This is a genomic window from Streptomyces sp. B1866 (genome assembly GCF_031932565.1).
In the GTDB taxonomy this organism is placed as follows: Bacteria; Actinomycetota; Actinomycetes; order Streptomycetales; family Streptomycetaceae; genus Streptomyces.
Window position 1 is genome coordinate 1 of sequence record NZ_JAVSCF010000573.1, and the last position, 726, is coordinate 726.

A 726-nucleotide genomic window follows, 5' to 3' on the forward strand; every position below is an offset into this window, starting at 1 on the left:
CCAGGCCGCGAGCCGGGCGGCCAGGGCCCGGTCGGCCGCGAGCCGGGCGGCCAGCGCCCGGATCTCCTCGTCGCGGGCCGACGCGCGGGTGCGCAGGGCCAGCCGCTCGTCGTCGGCGGCCCGCTCGTCGTGCATGGCCGGGTTCGGCGGCACGAGGAACACCGACTCCGGGTCGGCCCGCGTCCCCGCGCGGGGCGGCGCGAGCAGCGCGGCGGCCGTGCCGACGGCCACCGCGGAACGGGGCAGCAGCGCCGCGCCGGCCAGCACCTCGCGGGCCCGCGCGTGCGCGGCGGGGTCGGTGATGACGACGCCGTCGACCAGCTCGGGGCGGGCGGCGAGGACGGCGGCGTGGTCGGCGGGGTCGACGGCGCGGGCCAGGTAGCGCCAGCCGGGCAGCGCGGGGATGCCGTGCTCGCCCAGGTGGGCGACCGTGGTGAGCACGTCGGGGCTGGGCGGCAGCAGGCCGCCGTCGCCGAGCGCGGCGAGGATGCGCGCGTCCTCCGCGGCGGCGGTACGCAGCTCGAACAGCTGCCGCTCGGCGGCGGCGACGGTGTCGTCCAGCAGCTCCCGGAGGGTGTCGGCGCTCCGGTCGAACTCTTCGGCGGTGAGCGGGCCTGCGGCGGCGTACGCGCCGCCGTCCGGGCCCGCGGAACCGTCCGGGCCCGCGGAACCGGCGGGCCCGCCGTCCGCGCGCGGCCCGGTCGGCGGGTGCGGCACGCCGTCCCC

The 726-nt window shown here is 81.8% G+C and carries 1 pseudogene; it reads right to left on the reverse strand.

Going from position 1 to position 726, the window contains the following annotated elements:
• Positions 1–717, reverse strand: a pseudogene (locus RKE29_RS30250) (hypothetical protein); the annotation flags it as partial.
• Positions 718–726 lie beyond the last annotated feature (9 nt).